Raw genomic sequence first — 26,467 nt, 5'->3', positions numbered from 1 at the left:
AGGTAGCCTCAAACATAGGCCGCAGGCACGGCAACCAAATTCTCTGCCAACCAGATTTTTTGCGGGTACTGGTTGATGATCGTGCCGTGGGCGATGCCCAATTCGTTTGCCGGCAGCGTGTTGCGCAGCAAGTTGAAAGCGGCGGCCATTTTTTTATTGGGATTGGCGGTAGCCTTGATTTCAACGGGATACAGCATCTGCCGATGTTCGATCAGTAGGTCGATTTCTTTTTGATTGGTGTCGCGGTAAAAATAAATCGGTGGTTCCTGGCCTTTGTTGTGGAAGGATTTGATGATTTCACCCACGACAAAAGTTTCAAAAAACTGCCCGCTCTTGGCTCCGTTTTGAATGGTTTCCGGCGTCAGCCATTTGGTCAGGTAGGCCATCAGGCCGGTGTTCAGCATATAGACTTTCGGGGTTTTGATGGCGCGTTTGAGGTGGTTGTTGCCATAGGGTTGCAGCAGATAGACGATGCCCGATGTTTGCAGTACGGTGAGCCAACGCTTGACGGTATCCACCGATACGCCGATTTCCTGGGCCACGCTGCTGTAATTCAATAATTCCCCGCTGCGGGCGGCAATAGCAATCATGAACCGAGTGAAATCGCCGCTGCTGCCTACATTGACCAATTGGCGCACGTCGCGTTCGATATAGGTGGCGACATACGAGGCATAGTAAACCTGCCAGTCGGTTGCGGGTTGCTCGTATAAGCGCGGCATATCGCCGCGGTGGATAATCTGCCAGATATTTTCGTGTTCGGGCAAACTGAATACCGGTTTCCGGTCAGCCAAATAGCCTTCGTCTGGCACAAAGGCCGTCTGAAAATCATCGCCGCGCATTTCGCGCCACGACAATCCGTTTAATTTCAATACCGCAATGCGCCCGGCCAGGCTTTCGCTGACATTTTGCATCAACTCAAAAGCCTGAGAACCGGACAGCAGGTACAGGCCGTTCTGCTTGCGCCGGTCTATATCCATTTTCAGCAGGGGGAACAGCTCGGGGGCATATTGGACTTCGTCCACAATCAGCGGCGGCGTGTGGTTCAATAAAAACAGTTGCGGCTCGTTTTTGGCTTGGTCGAGCAGCAAGGGATCGTCTAAGGTAAGGTATCCGTATTCGGGCGCAATGTGCTGAAGCAGCGTAGATTTACCGACCTGCCGCGCACCGGTCAGCAATACGGCGGGAAATTGGGCGGACAGCTTTTGCAGGACGGATTGCAGGTGACGTGGGTAATACATAACAAAATCCAGTTTAACTTAAGACAGAATCTTAATTTAAACTGTATTTTTGCGCAATACATATTATTTTGTATGGTAATGATGCCGTAGGCCACACCGCGAAACAGCCGCTATATACACTCCTTGTTATACTGGCGTACATAGTCCTCGGGCGTGATGCGCCGCTCATTCTGGCTGTTAGGCAGGTAGAGACCTTTGCAAAATTCCCCAAAATCCCCTAAATTCCCACCAAGACATTTAGGAGATTTTCCATGAGCACCTTCTTCCAGCAAACCGCACAAGCCATGATCGCCAAACACATCGACCGCTTCCCACTATTGAAGTTGGATCAGGTGATTGATTGGCAACCGATCGAACAATACCTGAACCGTCAAAGAACCCGTTACCTTAGAGACCACCGCGGCTGTCCCGCCTATCCCCTGTTGTCCATGTTCAAAGCCATCCTGCTCGGACAATGGCACAGCCTCTCCGATCCCGAACTCGAACACAGCCTCATCACCCGCATCGACTTCAACCTGTTTTGCCGTTTTGACGAACTGAGCATCCCCGATTACAGCACCTTATGCCGCTACCGCAACTGGCTGGCGCAAGACGACACCCTGTCCGAATTGCTGGAACTGATTAACCGACAACTGGCCGAAAAAAACCTAAAATTAGAGAAGGCATCCGCCGCCGTCATTGATGCCACCATTATTCAGACCGCCGGCAGCAAACAGCGTCAGGCCATAGAAGTCGATGAGGAAGGACAAGTCAGCGGATAAACCACACCGAGTAAGAACGTGTTCATTGTCTCAGCCTCTGCTGTAAACTATCGGCATGAACAGAAAAACCTACCCAAGCGATATCAGTCGCGAGCAATTTGCGCCTCTCCTTCCCCTGCTGGAAAGTGCCCGTAAACGCACAGCGCCACGCCAGGTGGACTTGTACGATGTCTTTTGTGCCATTCTCTACCTGCAACGCACTGGCTGCTCCTGGCGCGCTTTACCGGGCGACTTCCCCAAATGGCGCACCGTGCATTCCTACTTCCAGAGATGGACCGAACCACGCGAGAGTGGCATCAGCATCCTTGAGGAAGCATTAAAAAAATCAGGTAGTTGCGGAGCGCCGCAAGCAGGGGCGCCATGAAGCAACTACTTTCCTGATTATTGATGCGCAGAGTGTGAAGAACACGGATACCGCCATAGAAAAAGGCTACGATGCGGGCAAGAAGGTTAGCGGTATCAAGCGACATATAGCGGTTGACACGCAAGGTTTGCCGCATGCCCTTGCGGTAACGACGGCGGATGTTACGGATAGAAAAGGCTGCCTGGTGGCATTGGAACGTGGGCGGGATAATCTTGGTGCGATACAAAAAATCCTTGCTGACGGTGGTTACACGGGTAAGGCATTTGCTTCGTCGGTACAGGAGTTGATTGGTGCAGAGGTAGAGATTGCCAAACGAAACGAATTGCACCGTTTTGCAGTATTGCCGAAGCGATGGGTAGTAGAGCGCAGCTTTTCCTGGTTGGAAAAGAACAGGCGGCTTTGGAAAAACTGCGAGCGTAAGTTGAGTACCAGTCTGCAAATGGTAGCTTTGGCTTTCTTGGGAGTCCTGCTACGAAGACTATGAACACGCTCTAAGGACAAAGATGCCCGCTGGACAAAGAAAAACGGCCTCTACAAACTCGGTTACAAACAACATACCCGTACCGATGAGGAAGGCTATATCGAGAAACTGCACATCACCCCCGCCAATACCCATGAGTGCAACCACCTGTCGCCTTTACTGGAAGGTATTGCCGACGGCACGACTGTCTATGCCGACAAAGGCTACGACAGTAAGGAAAACCGGCAACATCTGAAAGAGCATCAGTTGTTAGACGGCATTATGCGCAAAGCCTGCCGCAACCGTCCGCTGACGGAAGCGCAAACCAAACGCAACCGATATTTGTCGAAGACCCGTTATGTGGTCGAACAAAGCTTCGGTACGCTGCACCGTAAATTCCGCTACGCCCGGGCAGCCTATTTTGGTCTGCTCAAAGTGAGTGCGCAAAGCCATCTGAAGGCGATGTGTTTAAACCTGTTGAAAGCGGCTAACAGGCTAAGTGTGCCTGTTGCCGCCTAAAAGGTGGCCCGGATGCCTGATTATCGGGTATCCGGGGAGGATTAAGGGGGTATTTGGGTAGAATTAAGGAGTGATTGGGGGCGGAAACAGCCGAAAACAGCCGAAAACAGCCGAAAACCTGTGTTTGGGGTTTCGGTTGTCGGGGGAAAAGGAATTTTGCAAAGGTCTCATCTCGCGAATCTGCTCTTGGGTTGGTTTGGTTAACCCCATTGGTCATTGGTACAGCGTAGGATGAATTTATTGCTTCGGCAGACATAACTAACGCTCCATCCGCCAGTTTGCATACATCTCCATATTGGCATACTCGACTATTTCCCTTTTTGTCATCAACCCACCTACCAACCCGAAGGCTGTCGAGCCGAACCCGATAACATAAAATCAGCTTCGCCCTCGTTCGGTTGACGACCGAACTCGGAGTATGCCGACGGGCGTCTTACCGAATTCCGTCTCGACAATCCGATGACCATCGTGTCAAACCCTATGGGGAAAGTCAGCCAAAATTTCCAAAATTATCGATGTATATATACTTATGATATATATATACTTATGATATATATATTCTTATAATAGGTACTTATATAGTATATATAAATATAAGTATGCGCTTTAAACAAAAAAAGCAATCTCTAGGACATATCATAGCTTCACTTTTCCCAAATCTATAATTTCAAAAAATTCGGGAGGCAAAACAATAAAAGTTTTACCTCCCAAGAAAAATTTTTCCGAAATCTTCATATATCGCTCATATTTTTCAGAGTCTCTTCCTCCAATGATAAATAATTCTTTGCAGACCAGTCCTTCATCTTTTTATTTTTATGCAGACCGTAGTAGAACACTTCGTGAAAAAAATATAGTCAATTAAAAATAAAATAGTACAATACTCAACTTTGAAGGTCTAACCATGGCATACTCTGCGGACTTAAGAAACAAAGCTTTAAACTATTACGAACAATGCAAAAACATCAGCCAAACCGCAGCAACGTTTAACTTGTCAAGAAACACGCTTTACCTGTGGATTCGCCTTAAAAAACAAACAGGCAGCCTAAAACATCAAGTTACCGGTCTAAATGCCGTCAAATTGGATAGGCAAAAACTGGCTCAATATGTTGGGCAACACCCGGATGCCTATCTGCATGAAATCGCCAAACATTTTGATTGTACGCCAGCCGCCGTTTGCTATGCACTCAAACAGATGGGGATGACGCGCAAAAAAAGACCACCACTTACAAAGAACAAGACCCGGCCAAAGTAACGCATTATTTGACACAACTGGCCGAATTTTCCGACTACCAACGTGTTTATTTGGATGAAACAGGATTTGACCGCTACCTGTTCCGTCCCTATGCCCGCAGCCTGAAAGGGCAAATAGTGAAAGCGCAGATAAGTGGGAAAAGATACCAACGCTTATCTCTGGTGTCCGCACAAGTCGGCAACCGGCTGATTGCTCCGATGGTTTATCAAAATACGATGACCGGGGTCTTTTTTGAAGCGTGGTTTCAGCAATGCCTACTGCCCGCATTGACTCAAAAATCGGTGATTATTTTAGATAATGCACGATTTCACCGTATGGGTGTCTTACGGGAAATGGCGGAAAAATTGGGACATAAGGTATTGCCTCTTGCACCTTATTCACCTGAGCTCAATCCGATTGAGAAGGTGTGGGCGAATATTAAGCGGTATCTGCGAACCGTATTGTCTGATTACGCCCGATTTGACGATGCGCTACTGTCCTATTTTGATTTTAATTGACTATAAATGTGGCCCAAACTTGAGTAAAAATTTTTCCAACACGAACCCTAGTACACCGGCCTGGCAAACCATGGCTGGAATTTTTCTGTACCGGCTACCAAGTTTTGTTTACCTTGCTACTTTTTCTCTTCAAATGACAGCAATCGAACAAAGCTTTGGTACGTTGCACCGTAAATTCCGCTATGCCCGGGCAGCCTATTTTGGTCTGATTAAAGTGAGTGCGCAAAGCCATCTGAAGGTGATGTGTTTGAACCTGTTGAAAGCCGCCAACAGGCTAAGTGTGCCTGTTGCCGCCTAAAAGGCGGTCCGGATGCCTTATTATGAGGTATCCGGGGAGGATTAAGGGGGTATTGGGTAAAATTAGGAGTGATTGGGGGCGAAAACAGCCGAAAACCTGTGTTTGGGTTTCAGCTGTCGGGGGAAGTGCTTTTTTGCAAAGGTCTCGGCCAAAGTCAGCACGCCGGCGGCAATCAGCCCAATGCCCAGCCATTCCTGGGAAGACGGCCATTCCTTCAACACCACTGCGAATAACGCCACCAGCACGATACTGAATTTATCCACAGGCGCGACCTTTGAGGCCTCGCCCATCTGCAAGGCCTTAAAATAAGCCAGCCAAGATACGCCTGTGGCCAAACCCGACAATATCAGGAACGTCCAATTGCGCGCGGAAAAATCGGTCACGCCCTGCCATTTGCCCGCATAACTCAAAAATGCCGCCAAGGCAGCCAAAATAACCAATGTGCGGATAAAGGTGGCAAAATCCGAATCGATGTCCTGCAAGCCGGCTTTGGCAAAAACAGCCGTCAAAGCGGCAAAGAAAGCAGAAGCCAATGCCCAATAAAACCAAGTATTTTCCATTTTACCGCCTTCTAATTTCAAATATTTAAACAAAAATCAAGGATTCCTATGCAAGACAACGGCTTCTCTTATGCCCAGCAACGGCATGCGCTGTTTTGGCTGGTATTGTTCCATATGCTCATTATTGCCTCAAGCAATTATTTGGTGCAATTCCCCTTCACCGTAACCCTGCCCAACGGATTTGAAGTACATTCCACTTGGGGCGCACTGACCTTTCCGTTTATCTTTTTGGCTACCGATTTGACCGTTCGGATTTTCGGGCAGCGGCTGGCGCGGAGGATAGTATTTTTCGTCATGTTTCCCGCTCTGGCGCTGTCTTACGCATTATCCGTCTTGTTCCAAAACGGCACATGGGTCGGTTTTGCCTCTTTGGCCGTATTCATACCGTCTGTGTTCCGTATCGCCGTCGCCAGTTTTTCGGCTTATGCGGTCGGACAGATATTGGATATTTTCGTGTTCAACCGGCTGCGCCGCCTGAAATCGTGGTGGATTGCCCCTTTTTCATCAATGTTTGCCGGCAATGCAATCGACACTTTACTTTTTTTCGGCATAGCCTTTGCCGGCAGCGGCGACAAATTTATGGCTGCCAATTGGCCGCATATCGCCTTTGTTGATTATCTGTTCAAACTGGCTGTTTGCACCCTGTTTTTCCTGCCCGCCTATGGGGTATTGTTGAAAATTCTAACCGGCAGACTAACCACATTGCCGGAGGAAGACATAAGGCAGACCGCCGCCCTTGCAGAAGAACATTTGTGAAGGGGCGGGTGTTTCTGACGGGATGGATAAAGGGGTTGGTCAGGCTTTGCCGATTTCGGCCTGCCAAACTTCCAACACACAATCCAGCAGCAACAATAGGGCGTGGTCGGTGCCATATTCGTCCAGATAAACGAAATGCAGCGGCAGGCTTTGTTCGAATTCGTCTATCAGGGCGACGGGTTTGCCTTGTGTGCGGGCGGCTTTGGCGGTATGTTTGGGCACCATGGCCAGTCCCGCACCATCGGCGACCAAGTCGATAATGGTTTGAGGATAATCGCAGATGATCTGCTTTTTGGGCGACAGCTTGTGGCGGTGCCAGAACTGCTGTAGGTTTTTGTGGCTGCCGGATATGCCGGACATCTCTATCCAAGTGTAGTCATTCAGGCTTTTGGGCAAACCGCGCCGCAACTTATCTTCTTCCCCATCCGGGCAAATCAAGGCGTAGGCGATGTTTTGCAGGAAACGGCATTGCAGGCTGCGTCCTTCTATGTTGCCGAGGAAAAAACCGCCGTGCAGCCGCTTTGCGGTCAGGCGTTCCAAAATTTCGCCGCTCATACCGTATTGGATGTGAAGTTGCACATCGGGACTGCGCTGTTGGATCAGGCGGGTCAGTTCGGTTACCTTGTGTGATGCTATGGGGTGGATCAGGCCGAGCTGCGCATGGAAGACGAAGTGTTCCGACAGCGTTTCGGCAAACTTTTCCAAACGGTGCTTGTGCTGCATCAGGGCTTCGGCTTCGGGCAGCAGCACTTCGCCTGCGCGGGTAAGCTGCATACCGTTGCTGGTGCGGATGAAAAGCGGCGTACCGACGTCGCTTTCTATGGCCTTGATTTGGGCGGAAACGGCCGGTTGCGACAAAAACAGCCTTTCGGCGGCCTGTGTCAGATTTTGCGTATGCGCCACAGTGATAAAGGCGCGCAATTGATTGATATCCATATATTCTTCTTTTTTCTACAGATAGAGGGCAGCGTTCTGTCTGTTTTGCCCATGTTTATCTGTGCATTTGTTTGAATTTTCTTATTTAAAATCAATTAACTACTCAGAAACCGAATTACTTCGGCCTTATTAGGCATCAACCTTTTTGATAATCCTTATCCAAATTTGCAATTACCGCGCCAAAAATATCGTTTTTAAAATTTTTTCTTTTATATTCATTAAATTGAATCAAGCCATAGGTAGTCCGGATAGGCTTAATCAGAATTTGCGATTGGCATCGGGTGCGGCTTGGACATTTAATATCTCGGCGGGCTGCCGCTTCGCAATTAAATAACCCCTACATAAGGAGCAAACCGATGGGCAAATCATCTACGGAAGAGGCCAGATTAACGGCTGAAATCCTGAATAATCCGAAATTCCAAAAAATGGCGCGGCAGAAGTCGTTGCTAGGCTGGTCGTTTTCGGCAGTAATGTTTTCCGTTTACACGGCCTTCATCTGGATCATCGGCACGCGCCCCGACCTTTTGGGACGCAAAGTTTCCGAAGGAGGCGTTACCACTTGGGGCATCTACGCCGGCATCGCCGTTATTGTATTTTCCTTCCTTATTACACTGGCGTATGTGTGGTTGGCCAACGGCTATTTCGAAAAAACCACGCGGGAGGTGGTACGTGAAGTTCAGGGGGATGCATCCTGTACTAACGTACAGGAACATGCATAAGGCACAGCTTCATGTACCTGTCCGATTGGAAAGGGATAACGCCTGTTGTTACAAAAAATCCAGATTCTACTGCCCCAAAGGGCTCAGTTTCAACCATTAAGGAAATTCCGATGAAAAAAATATACATAAAAACAATATTATATTTCATTTCGCCGATATTTGCGAATGCGGCGTATGCGGACGCGCTGACGGGCGACGTGCAGCGGCAGGCGACCAATTGGACCGCCATCGTGATGTTTTTCGTCTTTGTCGGCAGCACGCTGCTGATTACCAAGTGGGCGGCACGGCAAAACCGTTCGGCCAAGGATTTCTATACGGGCGGCGGCGGGATTTCCGGCACGCAGAACGGGCTGGCGATTGCGGGCGACTATATGTCCGCCGCGTCTTTTCTCGGCATTTCGGCAATGGTGTTTACCAGCGGCTACGACGGGCTGATTTATTCCACGGGCTTTTTGGTCGGCTGGCCTGTTGTGCTGTTTTTGGTGGCTGAGCGGCTGCGTAATCTGGGACGGTACACGTTTTCGGATGTGGCCGCCTACCGCCTGAAACAAACGCCGGTGAGGGTGTTTTCTGCCGCAAGTTCGCTTTTGGTGGTGATTCTTTATTTAATCGCGCAGGTGGTGGGTGCGGGCAAGCTGATTCAGCTTTTGTTCGGCATGAGCTACCTTTCCGCCGTGATACTGGTGGGCGTGCTGATGGTGGCCTATGTGCTGTTCGGCGGGATGCTGGCAACGACATGGGTTCAGATGATTAAGGCGGTGTTACTGCTGGGCGGGGCGACGCTGATGGCGTTTTTTGTGTTGCAACATGCGGGGTTCAATCTGGAAACCATGTTCGGCCAGGCCGTATCGGCGCATGAAAAGGGCGAGGCAATCATGTCACCCGGCGGGCTGGTCAAAAACCCGGTGGACGCGCTGTCGCTCGGTTTCGCACTGATGTTCGGCACGGCCGGGCTGCCGCACATTCTGATGCGCTTTTTCACCGTGCCTGATGCGCGAGAAGCACGCAAGTCGGTGGTGGTGGCTACGGGGCTTATCGGTTATTTCTACCTGCTGACGATTATCATCGGCTTTGGCGCGATTATTTTCCTGAGCCGCGATAACCCGCAGTTTTTCACGCAGGTTGTCAAAGAAGGCAAAAGCGTGTACGAAATGGTGGGCGGCACAAATATGGCGGCGGTGCACTTGGCGGGAGCCACGGGTGGCGATTTGCTGCTGGGCTTCATTTCGGCCGTCGCCTTTGCCACAATTTTGGCGGTGGTGGCGGGGCTGACGCTTTCGGGCGCATCGGCTGTAAGCCATGATCTGTATGCTTCAGTCATCCGCAAAGGTAAGGCCACGCAGCACGAGGAGATGCGGGTTTCCAAGGCGGCCACGCTGACTTTGGGCATCGTGGCTATTTTGTTCGGGGCAGCCTTTGAGAATCAGAATGTTGCCTTTATGGTCGGGTTGGCTTTCGCGTTGGCGGCATCGGCCAATTTCCCCGTGCTGATGCTCAGTATGTTTTGGAAGGGACTGACCACGCGCGGGGCGATTGCGGGCGGTTTCGCGGGGCTGCTCGGCGCCTTGGTGCTGATTTTGCTGGGCCCGACCGTGTGGGTGAGTGTGCTGCATCACGACAAACCCGTCTTCCCCTACGGTAATCCCGCGCTGTTTACCATCCCGCTGGCCTTTATCGTGGCCTGGCTGGTGTCGCTGGCCGACAAATCGGAACAGGCCGGCTGCGACAAGGCGGGTTTTAACGCTCAGTATGTCCGTTCGATGACGGGTATGGGCGCAGCCGAAGCAAGCGATCATTGATTTCCGTTTTTGCAGGCTGTTTTTTCAGACGGCCTGTATCGGTTTTTCATCTTGTTGTTTGACCTATGTCGGTTTTTGGCTGTATTAATGATATAGAGACCTTTGCAAAATTCCTTTTCCCCCAACAGCCAAAACCCAAACACAGGTTTTCGGCTGTTTTCGCCCCTAATTGCTCCTGATTTTACCCAAATACCCCCTTAATCCTCCCCGGATACCCCATAATAAGGCATCCGGGCCGCCTTTTAGGCGTGTAGAAACCAGTAGCGTTGTTTACAGTATTTCCAGGAGAATACTGAAACATGAACATGCACAAAAACACCCGCCTCACCCCGCACCACCGACAAGCCGTTTGGCTGGCCTACACGCAGGGGAAGGAAAGCGTCACCTCCCTGGCACGCCGCTACCAAGTCAGCCGCGTCACCATTTACCGCGCACTTAAAGCCGCAAGAGGCAGACTGCTCAAACCCCAAACCAGTACCAACAACCGTTTCAAACAGGCAAAGTACGGAATGAAACGCCTGGCCAAGGTAGAACGCAGCATTCAGGAAAAACTCAAAAAGCAGGCCAAACGCTACAATAAATCCTACCCCGGAAAGCCGGTGCATCCCGATACCAAACGGCTGCCGCTGCTCAAAGGGCAGAAAGCCACCGATAAGCGGGATTACCTGTTTGTCGCCATCGACGATTTCTCAAGGGAGCTATACGCCGCCATTTTGCCGGACAAAACCGCAGACAGCGCCGCCAAGTTTCTGACCGAACACCTGATTGATCCCTGCCCATACCTGATTGAGTGCGTTTACTCCGACAACGGTACGGAATACAAAGGCTCGGCCAACCATGCTTTCGGTGTAGCCTGTTACGAGAACGGGATTGGTCAAAAGTTTACCCGGGTTGCCCGTCCGCAGACCAACGGTAAGGCGGAGCGGGTTATCCGTACCCTGATGGAGATGTGGCATGAGAAACAGTCGTTTGAGAGTCCGGAACATCGGCAAAAGGAGTTGTGCCGCTTTGATATAGTCAATTAAAAATAAAATAGTACAATACTCAACTTTGAAAGTCTAACCATGGCATACTCTGCGGACTTAAGAAAAAAAGCTTTAAACTATTACGAACAATGCAAAAACATCAACCAAACCGCAGCAACGTTTAACTTGTCAAGAAACACGCTTTACCTGTGGATTCGCCTTAAAAAACAAACAGGCAGCCTAAAACATCAAGTTACCGGTCTAAATGCCGTCAAATTGGATAGGCAAAAACTGGCTCAATATGTTGGGCAACATCCGGATGCCTATCTGCATGAAATCGCCAAACATTTTGATTGTACGCCAGCCGCCGTTTGCTATGCACTCAAACAGATGGGAATGACGCGCAAAAAAAGACCACCACTTACAAAGAACAAGATCCGGCCAAAGTAACGCATTATTTGACACAGCTGGCCGAATTTTCCGACTACCAACGTGTTTATTTGGATGAAACAGGATTTGACCGCTACCTGTTCCGCCCCTATGCCCGCAGCCAGAAAGGGCAAATAGTGAAAGCGCAGATAAGTGGAAAAAGATACCGACGCTTATCTCTGGTGTCCGCACAAGTCGGCAACCGGCTGATTGCTCCGATGGTTTATCAAAATACGATGACCGGAGTCTTTTTTGAAGCGTGGTTTCAGCAATGCCTACTGCCTGCATTGACTCAAAAATCGGTGATTATTTTAGATAATGCACGATTTCACCGTATGGGTGTCTTACGGGAAATGGCGGAAAAATGGGGACATAAGGTATTGCCTCTTGCTCCTTATTCACCTGAGCTCAATCCGATTGAGAAGGTGTGGGCGAATATTAAGCGGTATCTGCGAACCGTATTGTCTGATTACGCCCGATTTGACGATGCGTTACTATCCTATTTTGATTTTAATTGACTATAATTTTTATAACACTGTGAAGCCACACCGCAGTTTGAACGGCGATACGCCGTTTGAGGTCTTGCAGGCTTATTTTTCTCAACCTGTTGTGTAAACAACGCGACAATTTTCTACACTGCCTGAAAAACAAACCTGTGTTTCACAATTACTTCGAACTGGCCTTTTTCAGCGGTATGCGTACCAGCGAGCTCATCGCCCTCACTTGGCAGGACATCGACTTCCAGAGGCAGTGCGTGCGCGTAAACAAAGCATCCGTGGCTAGCAAGCTGAAAAGTACTAAAACCCACAGCTACCGAGACATCGAACTCAATAGCCGCGCCCTGGAAGCCTTACGCAGGCAATGGCAAAGAACAGGAGGACTAGCAAGCGGATACGTTTTCATCAATCCAAAAACCGGCTGCCCGTTTGAGAACGACAAAGTACCTTGGAGACCGTGGCAGCACGCCATAAAAATAGCGGGGGTAAGGTACAGGAAACCCTACAACACCCGCCATACATTTGCCACACTCAACCTCATGACCGGAGCCAACCCCATGTGGGTAGCCCGGCAGATGGGACACAGCACCATGAAGATACTACTTGAAAACTATTCCCGCTGGATTGACTTGGCCGACAAGCAGCGTGAAAAGTCTAAAATCGAGCAGCTTTTTGATGGGAAATGTGCCAATAGTGTGCCAAAAAACACAGAAATGAAGATAAGTATAGGATACTTATCGGATATCTTGGTGGAGGCGGGGGGAATCGAACCCCCGTCCGGAAGTCCTCTACAGAGCGTTCTACATACTTAGTCGTGTCTATTTAAAATCTCGTTCCTATCATGCCGACCGACAGGCCTTCTAGGAACCAGTTACCTTAAATCTTATTTCCCGCCAAGTAACCCGGCGGAAAACCAGTCAATGTAAAATGACGTTGCGGTAGCTTGCGCTACACAGCCCATTGACCAACTGCTGCAACGGCAGGCCTTAAGCGGCCAGTGCGTAAGTTTCGTCGTTTGCGACTATTTAGATTCAGTGTTTTACGGGAAATCTGAGATCCCGGTATGCCCGCATCTGCTTTGCAACCCCCGTCGAAACCAAGATCGCCCCCAGATGGGAAACGTTAATTATACGCATATCAGGCTGTTTTGCCAAGCAGAACGGGCATAACAAAGGTCGTCTGAACACGCAAATCATGCTTTCAGACGACCTTTCGCCTTATTCGATTATTGCCGATAAGTCTGCAAGAAGCGCTCGAGTTTGCTCATGGCTTCTTCGATTTGGTGGGTGTACGGCAGGGTAACGATGCGGAAATGGTCGGGACGTATCCAGTTGAACCCTGTTCCTTGGACAAACAAGACTTTTTCGCGCACGAGCAGGTCGTAGATGAATTTCATGTCGTCATGGATACCGTACATTTCGGTGTCGATTTTCGGGAACATATAAAGTGCCCCCATCGGCTTGACGCAGGATATGCCGGGAATTTGGTTGACAAGTTCCCACGCTTTATTGCGCTGCTCCAGCAGGCGGCCGCCGGGCAGGATGAATTCGTTGATGCTTTGATAGCCGCCCAAAGCGGTTTGGATGGCGTGTTGCATGGGCGTGTTGGCGCATAGGCGCATGGAGGCGAGCATATCGAGGCCTTCGATATAGCCTTTGGCATGTTCTTTCGGACCGTTGAGCACCATCCAGCCTTGACGGAATCCGGCAACGCGGTAGGCTTTGGAGAGTCCGTTGAAGGTAATGGTCAGCAAGTCGGGCGCGAGTGCGGCGATGTGGTGGTGAACCGCGCCGTCGTAGAGGATTTTGTCGTAGATTTCGTCGGCGAAGATAATCAGACCGTGTTTGCGCGCCAACTCGGCGATTTCGAGCAGGATTTCTTTGCTGTACACCGCGCCGGTAGGATTGTTGGGATTGATGACAACGATGGCTTTGGTTTTGGGCGTGATTTTGGCTTCCATATCGGCAAGGTTGGGAAACCAGTCGTTTTCTTCGTCACACAAATAATGGCGCACCGTACCGCCCGCCAAAGTGGCGGCAGCCGTCCACAGCGGATAGTCGGGCGCGGGAATCAGGATTTCGTCGCCGTCGTTCAAAAGTGCCTGCATGGACATGGTAATCAGCTCGGACACGCCGTTGCCGATATAAACGTCGTTGACCGAAATGTCGCGCAGACCTTTGGTTTGATAGTAATGAACGATGGCCTTACGGGCGGAATACAGCCCTTTGGAATCGCAATAGCCCTGCGCGGTCGGCAGGTTGCGGATCACGTCCACCAAAATTTCATCGGGCGCTTCAAAGCCGAACGGCGCAGGGTTGCCGATATTGAGCTTGAGGATTTTATGACCTTCTTCTTCGAGTTGCAGGGCCTTTTTGTGTACCGGGCCGCGGATGTCGTAGCAAACATGGTCCAGCTTGGACGACTTGGGAAATTTCTCCATGATGTGTGTTCCGTAAAATTGTTAACAATGGGGGTAAATGTACTCCGTTTGCAGACGGAAAGAAAGTATTTTATGCAATTGAGAATAGGTCGCCTGAAACCACATTTCAAATTTCAGACGACCTTGGATTCGGATTTCAAGTGCAACACCAGGGTACCAGTGGTTGGAACAGATTTAAGAATAAAACACTTGGCGTTTCGTAGCCAAGTGTTTTTCTCGGCCGGTGGTTCAACTCATCTTGAACCCTGCGTATCTCCCGATCGCTGATGTTTCAGAAATCGGTTTGTTTGGGGAAATATTGTCGGATGAGTCCGTTGGTGTTTTCATTCAGTCCTTTTTCCCAAGAATGGTAAGGGCCGCAAAAATAAGTCTCCGCTTTCAATGCTTTGGCTATTTTGGTGTGTTGGTAAAATTCTTTGCCGTTATCCATGGTTATGGTGTGCACTCTGGCTTTATGTGCCTTTAATACCCTAATGGCTGCTAGGGTAGTGTCTTCGGCTTTTAAGTTCTTCAATTTGCAAATGATGGTGTAGCGGGTAACGCGTTCGACCAAGGTCAGTAATGCACTTTTCTGTCCTTTGCCAACGATGGTGTCGGCTTCCCAATCGCCGATGCGGGCTTTTTGGTCGACGATGGCGGGTCGGTTTTCTATGCCGACACGGTTGGGCACTTTGCCTCTGATCCATGTGCTGCCGTAGCGTTTGCGGTAGGGTTTGCTGCATATTCTGAGATGTTGCCACAAGGTGCCGCCGTTGCTTTTGTCTTGGCGGAGGTGGCGGTAAATGGTGCTGTGGTGGAGCGTAATTTGGTGGTGTTTGCGCAGGTAGGCGCATACTTGTTCGGGACTGAGTTTGCGGCGGATAAGGGTGTCGATGTGTTGAATCAGCTGCGAATCGAGCTTATAGGGTTTTCGCTGGCGTTGTTTGGTAAGCCGGCTTTGCCGCTGGGCTTTCTCGGCGCTGTATTGCTGCCCTTGGTTACAGTGCCGCTTGATTTCGCGGCTGATGGTGCTTTTGTGGCGGTTAAGTTGTTTGGCGATTTCGGCGATGGTGCAGTGGCGGGACAGGTATTGGATATGGTATCGTTCGTCTTGGGTCAGTTGTGTGTAGCTCATGGCAATCTTTCTTGCAGGAAAGGCCGTATGCTACCGCATACTGGCCTTTTTCTGTTATGGAAAGTTGCACTTCAAATGCGAATCCGCCGGCCTTTATTACAACCCTATTCCGCTTTCAATACATACTTCCCGAAATATAGTAAACTTGCCGCCGTTTTCCCTTCCTCCTTCCCGTCATGTTTCCCATTATCCCCATCGACCGCGCCGCTGCCGAATGGCGCAACGAAAGCACGCAGAAGCCGCCCAAGCAGGCGGTTTATGTGCATGAAAGCAATGCCGCCGATATTCTGAAAAACGCCCACGCCCAAACGGCAACCGTTTGGACGGGCGATTTCCACAACGCCAAGCAAGTATTGGCAGCGATGAAAAAGCGCGTCCGCAGGTCGTCTGAAAAAACAAAAAACGCGCCTGCCGATATTCAGACGGCCTTCCACACCCACCGCATGAAACAGGCGCAGCAAAGCCGCGTGCTAAATATGCTTGCCGTCGAAATCGGCGCGGGTTTTCAGTTAAGCAACCCGCGCGCGCCCAACGTCCGCGCCGCCCTTGCCGATGTATATACCGAGCCGAACGACGCGCCGTTTTTGCTGCCGCTCAACCAACTTTTGGGCTTTATCGGCGCACACGAATGGCACAAAAAAGGCATAGACATTCCGCAGCTTGACGGCAAAATCCATGTTCCCTTCGGCGTGTTCTCGCCCCTGCGCGGCGAATATTTGGACTTAATCGCCCAAGCACCGTTAAATCCCCATATTCAGACGGCCTTCGACATCGGCACAGGTTCCGGCGTTATCGCCGCCATCCTCGCCAAACGCGGCATTTCCGAAATCATCGCTACCGATACCAACCCCAAGGCCATTGCCTGCGCAACCGCCAATCTCGCCCGCTTGGGGCTGGACAAACAAGTCGCCGTCAAAGCTGTCGATTTATTTCCCGAAGGACGCGCCGATCTGATCGTCTGCAACCCGCCGTGGCTGCCTGCCAAACCGACTTCCGCCGTCGAAACCGCCCTCTACGACCCCGACAACGCCATGCTGACCGCCTTTTTAAACGGCGTGCGGCAACATTTAAACTCGCAAGGCGAAGCGTGGTTAATCATTTCCGACTTGGCAGAACATCTACACCTGCGCGACCGCGATTTTCTGGAACAATGTTTTCAGACGACCTCTCTAGAAGTGGTCGATATTCTGAAAACCAAACCGCGCCACCGCAAAGCCGCCGACGAATCCGACCCGCTCGCCTTCGCCCGCAATCAGGAAACCACTTATCTCTATCGTTTGAAAGCGAAGTCCTGATATACAATTAGGTCGTCTGAAACCCGTTCCCGCCATTCCCATGCAACTGATCAAATACCTTCAATCCCAAGGCATAGGCAGCCGCAAACAATGCCAGTGGCTGATTCAAAACGACTGTGTCGAAATCAACGATACGGTCTACAACGACGCCAAAGCCGACATCGATCCCGCCGATGTCCAAACGCTGCGTATAGACGGCGAAGACATCGTTGTCGTGCCCATGCCTTATTTTTATATCCTGCTCAACAAGCCTGCCGATTACGAAACCTCGCACAAACCGCAGCAATACCCCAGCGTTTTCAGCCTTTTCCCCGACCATATGCGCAATATCGACATGCAGGCGGTCGGCAGGCTGGATGCGGATACGACGGGCGTTTTGCTGATTACCAACGACGGGCAGTTCAACCACCGCCTTACCTCGCCGAAACACAAAGTGCCCAAAATCTACCGCGTTACCCTGAAGCATCCTGCCGACGACAGCCTGTGTGAAACGCTGAAAAACGGCGTCCTGCTGAACGACGACAACGAAACCGTCCGCGCAGCCGAAGCTGTTTTGGAAAACCCGACCACCCTGCTGATGACCATTACCGAAGGCAAATATCATCAAGTCAAACGCATGGTCGCCGCCGCCGGCAACCGCGTCGAACACCTTCATCGGGACAAATTTAACGGACGAACGGTAGAAAATTTAGCCTCAGGGGAGTGGAAATTCATCACAGTTTGAAAATTTTAAAGTTTTTTCAAAAAAAATTTAACCATTATGGTTTTTTTATTTGTTTAAAAACATGATGATATGATTGTTAAGATGTCATTAACCAAACTTAACGTCATCATTCGTGAACTATTATATAATTCGCGTGTCTGAGTAACACTTGCTTCGAGAGAAGTGAGTAAGTGAGTAAGACGTTTTCCCCGTAATGTGTTTGGCCATCTATACTTTTCCCCTTAGTATAGATGGTTTTTTTTATCTGCGATTTTCTCAGCCCTTCCTACCGTATAGCTCCCTTCTCTTAATCAGGCGAATAGAATCGACTGGTAAAACAAATTATTTTATTCACAGACCGCTGTCTAATGCCTGTTTACTTTACAGGGTATAGTTCTCGGTGAAGCGAGACTGGCCTATAAAAAGTTCCTTCTAAAACTACTATAAGGAGATAACAATTGGGACATATAGTCAATTAAAAATAAAATAGTACAATACTCAACTTTGAAGGTCTAACCATGGCATACTCTGCGGACTTAAGAAACAAAGCTTTAAACTATTACGAACAATGCAAAAACATCAGCCAAACCGCAGCAACGTTTAACTTGTCAAGAAACACGCTTTACCTGTGGATTCGCCTTAAAAAGCAAACAGGCAGCCTAAAACATCAAGTTACCGGTCTAAATGCCGTCAAATTGGATAGGCAAAAACTGGCTCAATATGTTGGGCAACATCCGGATGCCTATCTGCATGAAATCGCCAAACATTTTGATTGTACGCCAGCCGCCGTTTGCTATGCACTCAAACAGATGGGAATGACGCGCAAAAAAAGACCACCACTTACAAAGAACAAGATCCGGCCAAAGTAACGCATTATTTGACACAGCTGGCCGAATTTTCCGACTACCAACGTGTTTATTTGGATGAAACAGGATTTGACCGCTACCTGTTCCGCCCCTATGCCCGCAGCCAGAAAGGGCAAATAGTGAAAGCGCAGATAAGTGGAAAAAGATACCGACGCTTATCTCTGGTGTCCGCACAAGTCGGCAACCGGCTGATTGCTCCGATGGTTTATCAAAATACGATGACCGGAGTCTTTTTTGAAGCGTGGTTTCAGCAATGCCTACTGCCCGCATTGACTCAAAAATCGGTGATTATTTTAGATAATGCGCGATTTCACCGTATGGGTGTTTTACGGGAAATGGCGGAAAAATGTGGACATAAGGTATTGCCTCTTGCGCCTTATTCACCTGAGCTCAATCCGATTGAGAAGGTGTGGGCGAATATTAAGCGGTATCTGCGAACCGTATTGTCTGATTACGCCCGATTTGACGATGCGTCACTGTCCTATTTTGATTTTAATTGACTATAATATGATGACCACACAAAAATGGTATGGACATATTACAGATGTGATTATAGGAACCACTCAAAGATTTAATAGAGAGAAAAGTGCTGATAGCATAGAGTATATTAATGAAAGAAAGGGATCTCCAATTGGAGCGATCTGTGTCATTTCTATAGATGTTTATGCGGCATGCTCATATGCTTATCTGTTTGAACACAACCTTAAAAAGTTCAAACAGTATGCTTATGCTTATAGTAAACTTGAAATACTGGCAAGTATGGGATGGTCTGACCCTACACCCTTCTTCTTTCCCTGTGACATGCTCAATATTCAAAATCCGATGTTTCTGATGCTGATGAGCGACAGCCCGCAGCTGCGTGAGTTTCTGGTGCGCAATATCGACAACATCGCCAACGATACAGAAGCCTTCGTAAACCGCTACGACCTCAACCGTCATATGATTTACAATACTCTGCTGATGGCCGCTTTTCGATAAAAAAACCGCGCGTATGGCTGCCAAAGAAACATTGTCCTATTTCGATTTCTACCTGCAGCCGCAAATCGTTACCTACGCCAAAATCGCATCCATGCACGGTTTCGATTTAGGCATAGACCACGAAATCGCGCCGAGGGATTTGATTGTTTACGATCCGCTGCCGGCAGACGAATACCAAGACATCTTCGATTTTATGAAACAGTATGACTTGTCTTACCCGTATGAATATCTGCAGGATTGGATTGATTACTATACGTTCAAAACCGATAAGCTGGTGTTTGGTAACGCGAAGCGAGAGTGAGCCGTAAATCTCTGAGCACCTGTTTTATAGATTTCAATTTTGCAAAGTACTCATTCAATCCTACAAACAGGAGGTCATCATGTTAATCAAAAAAGGCTTGCTTTCTACTTTGTCCATTGCACTGATACTGGGTTTTTCCGCCCAAACTGCCGATGCAGATACCCATAAACGCCACCATCCGCGAACTCAAGCCGAACATGGCAAACTGCATCCCGTCTGCAAAAAGCACCTCGACCGCCGCGCTGCATGGTACAAATACAAAGGCAACCGTGCCGAATTGAAAGAAAACCGAAAAGCCCGCAAAGCTTTCCGTCAGCTACCCTATAAAGAACAACGCATCCAATGCCGCGCCGCTTACGAAGCATTTGATGATTTCGATCAAGGCAAATTCCGCCGTTAACAATCATATCGGTAAAGGTCGTCTGAAAACGGGTTTCTATTTGAGAAAACCTGTTTTCAGACGACCTTTTGTTATATTCCTGAAATATAGTTTCCCCTATAATTCCGACTTTCCAGCCCCTATACTACCACCCGCCCCATGACCACGGACTTCGACATCCCCCTATTCCTCAAAAACCTGCCCAACCTGCCCGGCGTATACCGTTTTTTCGACGAAGGCGGCAACGTTTTATACGTCGGCAAAGCCGTCAACCTCAAGCGGCGCGTGTCCGGTTATTTCCAGAAAAACGACCATTCCCCGCGCATCGCGTTGATGGTGAAACAGGTTCACCACATCGAAACCACCATCACCCGCTCCGAAGCCGAAGCCCTGATTCTCGAAAACAACTTCATCAAAGCCCTGTCGCCCAAATACAATATCCTTTTCCGCGACGACAAAAGCTATCCCTACCTCATGCTCAGCGGGCATCAATATCCGCAGATGGCGTATTACCGCGGCACACTGAAAAAGCCCAACCAATACTTCGGCCCCTATCCCAACAGCAACGCCGTGCGCGACAGCATACAAGTCCTGCAAAAAGTCTTCATGCTGCGTACCTGCGAAGACAGCGTGTTCGAACACCGCGACCGCCCTTGCCTGCTGTACCAAATCAAACGCTGCACCGCGCCCTGCGTCGGCCACATCAGCGAAGAAGACTACCGCGACAGCGTGCGCCAAGCTGCTACCTTCCTCAACGGCAAAACCGACGAACTGACCCGCACCCTGCAACACAAAATGCAGACCGCCGCCGCCAACCTGCAATTTGAAGAAGCCGCCCGCTACCGCGACCAAATCCAAGCGCTCGGCATCATGCAGAGCAATCAGTTCATCGACAGCAAAAACCCGAACAATCCCAACGACATAGACCTGCTTGCGCTCGCCGTTTCAGACGGCCTCGTCTGCGTACACTGGGTCAGCATACGCGGCGGGCGGCATGTCGGCGACAAAAGCTTCTTCCCCGACACCAAAAACGACCCCGAACCGAACGGGCAAGATTACGCCGAAGCCTTCGTCGCCCAACACTATCTGGGTAAAAGCAAGCCCGACATCATCATCAGCAACTTCCCCGTCCCCGACGCATTAAAAGAAGCCTTGGAGGGCGAGCACGGCAAACAAATGCAGTTCGTGACCAAAACCATAGGCGAACGCAAAGTCTGGCTGAAAATGGCGGAACAAAACGCACAAATGGCGATTACCCAACGCCGCCTGCAACAAAGCAGCCAGCAACACCGCATCGACGAGTTGGCAAAAATCCTGAACATGAATTCAGACGACCTCAACCGCCTCGAATGCTTCGACATCAGCCACACTCAAGGCGAAGCCACCATCGCTTCCTGCGTCGTGTACGACGAACAAAACATCCAACCCTCGCAATACCGCCGCTACAACATCACCACCGCCAAACCCGGCGACGACTACGCCGCCATGCGCGAAGTCCTCACCCGCCGCTATGGCAAAATGCAGGAGGCCGAAGCCAACGGCGAGGCCGTCAAATGGCCGGATGTCGTATTGATTGACGGCGGCAAAGGACAAATCGGCATCGCCGTATCCGTATGGGAAGAACTCGGGCTGCACATCCCCTTGGTCGGCATCGCCAAAGGCCCCGAACGCAAAGCCGGCATGGAAGAACTCATCCTCCCGTTCACCGGCGAAACCTTCCGCCTGCCGCCCAACAGCCCCGCCCTGCACCTCCTGCAAACCGTGCGCGACGAATCGCACCGCTTCGCCATCACAGGCCACCGCAAAAAACGCGACAAAGCCCGCGTTACCTCGTCCCTCAGCGACATCCCCGGCGTAGGCAGCAAACGCCGCCAAGCCCTGCTCACCCGCTTCGGCGGCCTGCGCGGCGTCGTTGCCGCCAGCAAAGAAGATTTGGAACAAGTCGAAGGCATCAGCAAGGCATTGGCGGAAACCATTTACGAGCATCTGCATTAAACGATGGGATGAATAAAGCAAGAGGTCGTCTGAAAAGTTTTCAGACGACCTCTTGCTTATATTTCCTTCTTACCAAATCCCCAACCAGTTTTCTTCCAATTTTGAGTTTCCGCGTCCTTCTTGCGCTTCGCGTTCCTCCCTTCGGAAATCCCACGGAGCTTGCGGATTTTTACCGCCCCACAAACCTTTACGTTTTTGTTTTGCCTGCTTTTGGGCGGCAGCGTAATCGGTATAGGCGGTTTTGTTTTGCTGTTTTTTGGCATAGCTGTCGTAATGCCATGCCGCGCCGTCGCGCAGCTGCATAAGGTTCAAATCGGTTGTCCCAACGGATACCTGCGCAACTTCGCGTTGGTAGCGGTCTTTTTCGAATACGCGTACTTTCACTTTTTTGCCGTCAGCCGCGGCAATAAGGTTGTCGCACGAACGTGTGCCGTATGCCTGATTGATTTCGGGCGCGTCGATATACGCCATGCGGATTTTGTGTTTTGCACCGTCTCCGTCGATGACATGAAGGGTATCACCGTCGTGGATTTTGATGATTTTTCCGTGATAAGTATAGGGGGCTTTTTTATGTATGCCAGTCTTGTCCACTTCGTTTTCAGACGACTTTGGCCTGATTGTATCGGTCAGTAGCGCACCGACGGCCTCTAAGCCGAAATGACGGCTGTCTGTAATATCGGAAACAATCTGAACGCCTGATTGAACAAGTTCGGTATCGCGTGAGCTGTAACCCAATGCGCCCAATACAGACAGGAAAACGGGCAGCCATTTGAGCATGGTAGTGGTCTTCATAATTTGAGAATGATAAGGTCGTCTGAAAACCGAAATTGGTTTTCAGACGACCTTCGCTGTTTATTGCCTTTAATTTTGTCCGGGTTTGATGACTTTGGCGCCCTGCTCTGTACCCAATATCAACACATCCGCAGCGTTGCGGGCGAAGATGCCGTTTTCGAGAACGCCGGTGATGCGGTTGATTTCATCTTCCATAGTCAGCGGACGGTCAATATGCAAGTCATAGACATCAATGATTTGGTTGCCGTGGAAGGTGGTGTAGTTCAGGCGCAATTCTGGCTGTCCGCCCATTGCCAAAAGTTTGCGGGACACCAGCGAACGTGCGCCGGGCAACACTTCTACGGGCAGCGGGAATTTTCCCAAACGCGAAACATATTTGCTCTCGTCGGCGATACAGATGAATTTGTCGGACGCGCTGGCGACAACTTTTTCGTTTAAATGCGCGCCGCCGCCGCCTTTAATCATTTGCAGCATATGGTTCACTTCGTCCGCACCGTCAACATAGACAGCCAGCCCCATCACATCATTCAGTGATACTTCGGGGATGTCGTATTGCGCCATCAGTTCGCTGGACTTTTTAGAAGTCGAAACCGCGCCTTTGATTTTTTTGCCGCTTTTGCCCAACGCTTCGATAAACATATTCACGGTCGAGCCGGAGCCGATGCCGATGTATTCGTTTTCGGGTACGAATTCCACCGCTTTCTCGGCGGCAATGCGCTTCAATTCGTCTTGAGTAGCCATGAGTTCTCCTTAATGGGATGTCGGTTGATGGGCATATGTTAACATTTTCATGCCATTTGTGCTTGCCTGCTTACGCTTTTTCCAGCAACACCGCCGCCTGCGCCTCGATGGCTTCCATGCGCCCCAGATAGCCGAGTTTTTCGTTGGTTTTGCCTTTGATATTGACACAGGCCGTCTGAATGCCCAAATCGGCGGCAATGTTGGCGCGCATGGCTGGAATGTGCGGCGCGAGTTTGGGCTTTTGTGCGATGATGGTTGTGTCCACGTTCACAATGCACCAGCCCAATGCCTGCACGCTTTGATACGCTTCGCGCAACAATACGCGGCTGTCGGCATCTTTAAACTCGGCGGCGGTATCAGGGAAATGGCTGCCGATGTCGCCCAAGCCCGCCGCGCCAAGTAAAGCATCAGTAATCGCGTGCAACAGCGCGTCGGCATCGGAATGACCGAGCAGGCCTTTTTCAAACGGGATCTTTACGCCGCCGAGAATCAAATCGCGGCCTTCGACGAGTTGGTGGACATCGTAGCCTTGTCCGATGCGGATATTCATGTTTTGTCCTTTTTTCAATGTCAGGTCGTCTGAAAAACGGGTTTCAGACGACCTGACATATGGGTATCAAAGTTTCGCAGCCTTTTGCCTAATTTTCCATCAGATACCCGCTTGAAACTTTTTCAACCGATACAAGCAATAAAATATAGTGGATTAACTTTAAACCAGTACGGCGTTGCCTCGCCTTACCGTACTATCTGTACTGTCTGCGGCTTCGTCGCCTTGTCCTGATTTAAATTTAATCCACTATAAATCGCTGAGAGATAAGTCATGGATACGGTTTCGCCGTAAACATTGATTCAAACAGAAAAAGGGCAGGAGCGTTTCCGATGGCCTCCTGCCCGTAATATACCGAATCAACGCTCGATTTGCGATACGTCGCGCACCGCGCCTTTGTCGGCGGAAGTCGCCATTGCGCCGTAGGCGCGCAGGGCGGCGGAGACGTAGCGGTCGCGGGTTTCCGGTTTCCACGCTTTGCTGCCGCGTGCTTCCATTTCAGCGCGGCGTTTTGCGAGTTCTTCGTCGGACACTTTCAGATTGATGCTGCGGTTGGGAATGTCGATTTCAATCGTGTCGCCTTCGTGCACCAAGCCGATGGCGCCGCCTTCCGCCGCTTCAGGCGAAGCGTGGCCAATGGAGAGGCCTGATGTGCCGCCGGAGAAGCGTCCGTCAGTCAGCAAGGCGCAGGCTTTGCCGAGGCCTTTGGATTTCAGGTAGGAAGTCGGATACAGCATTTCCTGCATACCCGGGCCGCCTTTGGGGCCTTCGTAGCGGATGATGACGATGTCGCCGGCGACGATTTGGTTGCCCAAAATGCCTTCGACGGCGGCTTCCTGGCTTTCAAACACGCGGGCGCGGCCGGTGAATTTGAGGATGCTCTCGTCCACGCCTGCGGTTTTCACCACGCAGCCGCGCTCGGCGATGTTGCCGAACAAGACCGCCAAACCGCCGTCTTGCGAGTAGGCGTGTTCGACGTTGCGGATGCAGCCCTTTTCGCGGTCGAGGTCGAGGGTTTTCCACATGCGGTTTTGCGAGAACGCTTGGGTGGTGCGCACGCCGCCGGGCGCGGCTTTGAAGCGTTCGATGGCGTGGGTGTTTTCGGGATTGGTTACGTCCCATTTTTCAATCGCGTCTTTCAGCGTCGGCGCGTGGATGGTGTACACGTCGGTGTGCAGTTTGCCCGCTTTGTCCAGTTCTTTCAGAATGGCGAAGATGCCGCCGGCGCGGTGCACGTCTTCCATGTAGTAGTCGTGGTTGTTGGGCGCGGTTTTGCAGATGCAGGGCACGACGCGGCTTAAGCGGTCGATGTCGGCCATTTTAAAATCCACGCCCGCTTCGTTGGCGACGGCGAGCAAATGCAGGATGGTGTTGGTGGAACCGCCCATGGCGATGTCCATGGTCATGGCGTTTTCAAACGCTTTTTTGGTGGCGATGCTGCGCGGCAGTACGGTTTCGTCGTCTTGCTCGTAATAGCGTTTGGTGATTTCGACAATCATGCGGCCGGCTTCGAGGAACAATTCTTTGCGGCCGGCGTGGGTGGCGAGGTAAGAGCCGTTGCCGGGCAGGGACAGACCGAGCGCTTCGGTCAGGCAGTTCATAGAGTTGGCGGTGAACATGCCGGAGCAGGAGCCGCAGGTTGGGCAGGCGTTTTGTTCGACTTCTTCGACTTGCTGGTTGCTGACATTGTCGTCCGCCGATTCAATCATGGCGTCAATCAAGTCCAAGCGGCGTTCGGGCTGGATGTTGGCCACGCCGATGACCTTGCCCGCTTCCATCGGGCCGCCGGAAACGAAGATGGTCGGGATGTTCAGGCGCATGGCGGCAATCAGCATTCCCGGGGTGATTTTGTCGCAGTTGGAAATGCACACCAGCGCGTCGGCGCAGTGGGCGTTGATCATATATTCGATGGAGTCGGCAATCAAATCGCGGCTGGGCAGGGAGTACAGCATGCCGCTGTGTCCCATGGCGATGCCGTCGTCGATGGCGATGGTGTTGAATTCTTTGGCGATTGCACCGGCTTTTTCAATCTCGCGGGCAACTAGTTGGCCCATGTTGTGCAGGTGGACATGTCCGGGCACGAATTGGGTGAACGAGTTGGCAACGGCGATGATGGGCTTGCCGAAGTCGGTTTCCATCACGCCGGTGGCGCGCCACAATGCGCGTGCACCCGCCATATTGCGGCCGTGGGTGGAGGTTTTGGAGCGGTAGTCTGGCATTTTGCATTCCTTTATTCATATGATAAGGCCGTACCTAACAGGCAGGC

Annotated in this window: 21 protein-coding genes, 1 other RNA gene and 9 pseudogenes; 19 read left to right on the top strand and 12 right to left on the bottom strand. The window is 50.6% G+C overall.

From position 1 onward, the window contains the following. Positions 1–8 precede the first annotated feature (8 nt). Together NM96_03240 and NM96_03235 are read right to left on the bottom strand one after the other, a co-directional pair. Positions 9–1,238 carry an ATPase gene (locus tag NM96_03240; protein ID AVR78492.1) on the bottom strand — a complete coding sequence of 410 codons (1,230 nt, stop codon included), beginning with the start codon at positions 1,236–1,238 and terminating at the stop codon, positions 9–11. A 182-nt stretch (positions 1,239–1,420) separates the two neighbouring features. Beyond that, positions 1,421–1,537 (bottom strand): annotated as a pseudogene (locus tag NM96_03235) (NAD(P)H-flavin oxidoreductase). Between NM96_03235 and NM96_03230 the strand changes: the two are divergent. The 3 genes and pseudogenes from NM96_03230 to NM96_03220 all read left to right on the top strand — a co-directional run bounded on the left by NM96_03230 (position 1,490) and on the right by NM96_03220 (position 3,342). Then, positions 1,490–1,996, top strand: a pseudogene (locus NM96_03230) (IS5/IS1182 family transposase). The pseudogenes NM96_03235 and NM96_03230 sit on opposite strands and share 48 nt — an antisense overlap. A gap of 58 nt (positions 1,997–2,054) precedes the next feature. Further along, positions 2,055–2,847, top strand: a protein-coding gene (locus NM96_03225) for an IS5/IS1182 family transposase (GenBank protein ID AVR78491.1) whose coding sequence is annotated in 2 segments (ribosomal slippage) — positions 2,055–2,320 and positions 2,319–2,847 — 795 coding nt in all. Because the reading frame shifts where the segments join, the coding sequence is not laid out codon by codon here. A 6-nt stretch (positions 2,848–2,853) separates the two neighbouring features. After that, positions 2,854–3,342 (top strand): annotated as a pseudogene (locus NM96_03220) (IS5/IS1182 family transposase). Here the strand turns inward: NM96_03220 and NM96_03215 are convergent. After that, positions 3,311–3,511 (bottom strand): annotated as a pseudogene (locus NM96_03215) (hypothetical protein). The pseudogenes NM96_03220 and NM96_03215 sit on opposite strands and share 32 nt — an antisense overlap. A gap of 732 nt (positions 3,512–4,243) precedes the next feature. Between NM96_03215 and NM96_03210 the strand changes: the two are divergent. Both NM96_03210 and NM96_03205 read left to right on the top strand, forming a co-directional pair. Further along, positions 4,244–5,091, top strand: a protein-coding gene (locus tag NM96_03210; GenBank protein ID AVR78490.1) for an IS630 family transposase whose coding sequence is annotated in 2 segments (ribosomal slippage) — positions 4,244–4,559 and positions 4,559–5,091 — 849 coding nt in all. Because the reading frame shifts where the segments join, the coding sequence is not laid out codon by codon here. A 142-nt stretch (positions 5,092–5,233) separates the two neighbouring features. Further along, positions 5,234–5,389 (top strand): annotated as a pseudogene (locus NM96_03205) (IS5/IS1182 family transposase). 62 nt (positions 5,390–5,451) lie between these two features. Here the strand turns inward: NM96_03205 and NM96_03200 are convergent. Next, positions 5,452–5,949: a transporter gene (locus NM96_03200; protein AVR80252.1), complete on the bottom strand. Its 498-nt coding sequence runs from the start codon at positions 5,947–5,949 to the stop codon at positions 5,452–5,454. Positions 5,950–5,997: 48 nt separating this feature from the next. On the opposite strand from NM96_03200, the gene NM96_03195 reads away from it, so the two are divergent. After that, positions 5,998–6,705 (top strand): 7-cyano-7-deazaguanine/7-aminomethyl-7-deazaguanine transporter, encoded by a 708-nt coding sequence (locus NM96_03195; GenBank protein AVR78489.1) that lies wholly within the window; start codon positions 5,998–6,000, stop codon positions 6,703–6,705. Positions 6,706–6,744: 39 nt separating this feature from the next. On the opposite strand, the gene NM96_03190 is transcribed toward NM96_03195, so the two are convergent. After that, positions 6,745–7,641 carry a LysR family transcriptional regulator gene (locus tag NM96_03190; GenBank protein AVR78488.1) on the bottom strand — a complete coding sequence of 299 codons (897 nt, stop codon included), beginning with the start codon at positions 7,639–7,641 and terminating at the stop codon, positions 6,745–6,747. Between the two features lie 356 nt (positions 7,642–7,997). Here NM96_03190 and NM96_03185 point away from each other — a divergent pair, with 356 nt between their 5' ends. From NM96_03185 to NM96_03160, 6 genes and pseudogenes are all read left to right on the top strand, one after another. Beyond that, the gene (locus NM96_03185; GenBank protein ID AVR78487.1) at positions 7,998–8,360 is read left to right on the top strand and encodes a DUF485 domain-containing protein; all 363 of its coding nucleotides are present in this window, start codon (positions 7,998–8,000) and stop codon (positions 8,358–8,360) included. 119 nt (positions 8,361–8,479) lie between these two features. Next, on the top strand, positions 8,480–10,159 hold the full coding sequence (gene actP, locus NM96_03180) for a cation acetate symporter (protein ID AVR80251.1): 1,680 nt from the start codon (positions 8,480–8,482) through the stop codon (positions 10,157–10,159). 299 nt (positions 10,160–10,458) lie between these two features. Further along, a complete protein-coding gene (locus NM96_03175; GenBank protein ID AVR78486.1) occupies positions 10,459–11,184 on the top strand; it encodes an IS481 family transposase in 726 nt (241 codons plus the stop codon). Positions 11,185–11,223: 39 nt separating this feature from the next. Next, positions 11,224–12,071, top strand: a protein-coding gene (locus NM96_03170) for an IS630 family transposase (GenBank protein ID AVR78485.1) whose coding sequence is annotated in 2 segments (ribosomal slippage) — positions 11,224–11,539 and positions 11,539–12,071 — 849 coding nt in all. Because the reading frame shifts where the segments join, the coding sequence is not laid out codon by codon here. A 4-nt stretch (positions 12,072–12,075) separates the two neighbouring features. Beyond that, positions 12,076–12,168, top strand: a pseudogene (locus NM96_03165) (IS481 family transposase). Next, positions 12,119–12,667 (top strand): annotated as a pseudogene (locus tag NM96_03160) (hypothetical protein). Before NM96_03165 ends, NM96_03160 begins: the two co-directional pseudogenes overlap by 50 nt. Before the next feature lie 130 nt (positions 12,668–12,797). Here NM96_03160 and ssrA read toward each other — a convergent pair. After that, positions 12,798–13,160: a transfer-messenger RNA gene (ssrA, locus tag NM96_03155) on the bottom strand. A gap of 115 nt (positions 13,161–13,275) precedes the next feature. Beyond that, entirely contained in the window at positions 13,276–14,490 is a 1,215-nt protein-coding gene (locus NM96_03150; protein ID AVR78484.1) for a pyridoxal phosphate-dependent aminotransferase, read from the bottom strand. 5 nt (positions 14,491–14,495) lie between these two features. Between NM96_03150 and NM96_03145 the strand changes: the two genes are divergently transcribed. Continuing rightward, positions 14,496–14,693: a hypothetical protein gene (locus tag NM96_03145; GenBank protein AVR78483.1), complete on the top strand. Its 198-nt coding sequence runs from the start codon at positions 14,496–14,498 to the stop codon at positions 14,691–14,693. Here NM96_03145 and NM96_03140 read toward each other — a convergent pair. Further along, positions 14,627–15,604 (bottom strand): annotated as a pseudogene (locus tag NM96_03140) (IS30 family transposase). The gene NM96_03145 and the pseudogene NM96_03140 sit on opposite strands and share 67 nt — an antisense overlap. Before the next feature lie 176 nt (positions 15,605–15,780). On the opposite strand from NM96_03140, the gene NM96_03135 reads away from it, so the two are divergent. The 6 genes and pseudogenes from NM96_03135 to uvrC all read left to right on the top strand — a co-directional run bounded on the left by NM96_03135 (position 15,781) and on the right by uvrC (position 22,121). Continuing rightward, a complete protein-coding gene (locus tag NM96_03135; GenBank protein AVR78482.1) occupies positions 15,781–16,899 on the top strand; it encodes a methyltransferase in 1,119 nt (372 codons plus the stop codon). Between the two features lie 40 nt (positions 16,900–16,939). Then, a complete protein-coding gene (locus NM96_03130; protein AVR78481.1) occupies positions 16,940–17,623 on the top strand; it encodes a 16S rRNA pseudouridine(516) synthase in 684 nt (227 codons plus the stop codon). A 497-nt stretch (positions 17,624–18,120) separates the two neighbouring features. Further along, positions 18,121–18,968, top strand: a protein-coding gene (locus NM96_03125; protein ID AVR78480.1) for an IS630 family transposase whose coding sequence is annotated in 2 segments (ribosomal slippage) — positions 18,121–18,436 and positions 18,436–18,968 — 849 coding nt in all. Because the reading frame shifts where the segments join, the coding sequence is not laid out codon by codon here. Further along, positions 18,964–19,747, top strand: a pseudogene (locus NM96_03120) (RNA polymerase subunit sigma). Before NM96_03125 ends, NM96_03120 begins: the two are co-directional and overlap by 5 nt. Before the next feature lie 79 nt (positions 19,748–19,826). After that, positions 19,827–20,147: a stress response protein gene (locus NM96_03115; protein AVR78479.1), complete on the top strand. Its 321-nt coding sequence runs from the start codon at positions 19,827–19,829 to the stop codon at positions 20,145–20,147. A gap of 138 nt (positions 20,148–20,285) precedes the next feature. After that, positions 20,286–22,121, top strand: a complete 1,836-nt coding sequence (gene uvrC / locus NM96_03110; protein AVR78478.1) for an excinuclease ABC subunit UvrC — start codon at positions 20,286–20,288, stop codon at positions 22,119–22,121. A gap of 69 nt (positions 22,122–22,190) precedes the next feature. Here the strand turns inward: uvrC and NM96_03105 are convergent, their stop codons facing one another. The 4 genes from NM96_03105 to NM96_03090 all read right to left on the bottom strand — a co-directional run bounded on the left by NM96_03105 (position 22,191) and on the right by NM96_03090 (position 26,420). Beyond that, positions 22,191–22,913: a nuclease gene (locus NM96_03105; GenBank protein ID AVR78477.1), complete on the bottom strand. Its 723-nt coding sequence runs from the start codon at positions 22,911–22,913 to the stop codon at positions 22,191–22,193. Positions 22,914–22,982: 69 nt separating this feature from the next. After that, positions 22,983–23,654, bottom strand: a complete 672-nt coding sequence (locus NM96_03100; GenBank protein AVR78476.1) for a ribose-5-phosphate isomerase RpiA — start codon at positions 23,652–23,654, stop codon at positions 22,983–22,985. 70 nt (positions 23,655–23,724) lie between these two features. Next, entirely contained in the window at positions 23,725–24,204 is a 480-nt protein-coding gene (locus tag NM96_03095) for a 2-C-methyl-D-erythritol 2,4-cyclodiphosphate synthase (GenBank protein ID AVR78475.1), read from the bottom strand. A gap of 356 nt (positions 24,205–24,560) precedes the next feature. Then, positions 24,561–26,420 (bottom strand): dihydroxy-acid dehydratase, encoded by a 1,860-nt coding sequence (locus NM96_03090; protein AVR78474.1) that lies wholly within the window; start codon positions 26,418–26,420, stop codon positions 24,561–24,563. Positions 26,421–26,467 lie beyond the last annotated feature (47 nt).

Source organism: Neisseria mucosa (assembly GCA_003028315.1).
GTDB lineage: Bacteria > Pseudomonadota > Gammaproteobacteria > Burkholderiales > Neisseriaceae > Neisseria > Neisseria mucosa.
The sequence above is the reverse complement of the archived record's forward strand: the minus strand, read 5'-3'. Positions and strand labels throughout refer to the sequence as shown.

Excerpts from the sequence above, each read along its gene's own strand:
- NM96_03175 (AVR78486.1), top strand. The coding sequence starts at position 10,459 with ATGAACATGCACAAAAACACCCGCCTCACCCCGCACCACCGACAAGCC.
- NM96_03100 (AVR78476.1), bottom strand. The coding sequence starts at position 23,654 with ATGGCTACTCAAGACGAATTGAAGCGCATTGCCGCCGAGAAAGCGGTG.
- NM96_03130 (AVR78481.1), top strand. The coding sequence starts at position 16,940 with ATGCAACTGATCAAATACCTTCAATCCCAAGGCATAGGCAGCCGCAAA.
- NM96_03105 (AVR78477.1), bottom strand. The coding sequence starts at position 22,913 with ATGAAGACCACTACCATGCTCAAATGGCTGCCCGTTTTCCTGTCTGTA.
- NM96_03115 (AVR78479.1), top strand. The coding sequence starts at position 19,827 with ATGTTAATCAAAAAAGGCTTGCTTTCTACTTTGTCCATTGCACTGATA.
- uvrC (AVR78478.1), top strand. The coding sequence starts at position 20,286 with ATGACCACGGACTTCGACATCCCCCTATTCCTCAAAAACCTGCCCAAC.
- NM96_03150 (AVR78484.1), bottom strand. The coding sequence starts at position 14,490 with ATGGAGAAATTTCCCAAGTCGTCCAAGCTGGACCATGTTTGCTACGAC.
- NM96_03200 (AVR80252.1), bottom strand. The coding sequence starts at position 5,949 with ATGGAAAATACTTGGTTTTATTGGGCATTGGCTTCTGCTTTCTTTGCC.
- NM96_03240 (AVR78492.1), bottom strand. The coding sequence starts at position 1,238 with ATGTATTACCCACGTCACCTGCAATCCGTCCTGCAAAAGCTGTCCGCC.
- NM96_03135 (AVR78482.1), top strand. The coding sequence starts at position 15,781 with ATGTTTCCCATTATCCCCATCGACCGCGCCGCTGCCGAATGGCGCAAC.
- NM96_03190 (AVR78488.1), bottom strand. The coding sequence starts at position 7,641 with ATGGATATCAATCAATTGCGCGCCTTTATCACTGTGGCGCATACGCAA.
- NM96_03095 (AVR78475.1), bottom strand. The coding sequence starts at position 24,204 with ATGAATATCCGCATCGGACAAGGCTACGATGTCCACCAACTCGTCGAA.
- NM96_03185 (AVR78487.1), top strand. The coding sequence starts at position 7,998 with ATGGGCAAATCATCTACGGAAGAGGCCAGATTAACGGCTGAAATCCTG.
- NM96_03090 (AVR78474.1), bottom strand. The coding sequence starts at position 26,420 with ATGCCAGACTACCGCTCCAAAACCTCCACCCACGGCCGCAATATGGCG.
- NM96_03195 (AVR78489.1), top strand. The coding sequence starts at position 5,998 with ATGCAAGACAACGGCTTCTCTTATGCCCAGCAACGGCATGCGCTGTTT.